General features: G+C 72.2%; 1 pseudogene. It reads right to left on the reverse strand.

Annotated features, from left to right (window positions below):
• Window positions 1–270: pseudogene (locus RM812_RS42865) on the reverse strand (IS1380 family transposase); the annotation flags it as partial.

Here is a 270-nt window from a genome sequence, read left to right on the forward strand (position 1 = left end):
GGCGGATCCGCCCCCGGAGTAGGGGGTGTCGGTGAGGAACACCTGATGGCGCAGGCCCTCGTCCTGATCGAACAGGGACAGCTGGGCTCCGGGGTGCGGCCGCTCGCGGCGCACGATGATGCGGGTGTCGGCCGGGTAGCCGGCCAGGTCGACCATGCCGGTCAGCTCGGCGACCTCGGCACCGTCACGCAGTGTCCCGTCCTGGTCCAGGGCGGGATGCCAGAGGCGGTCGGGCATGGTCCGGACAGCTCGGCGGACCGGCTCGGTGAT

It is taken from the genome of Streptomyces lancefieldiae (genome assembly GCF_031845825.1).
In the GTDB taxonomy this organism is placed as follows: Bacteria; Actinomycetota; Actinomycetes; order Streptomycetales; family Streptomycetaceae; genus Streptomyces; species Streptomyces lancefieldiae.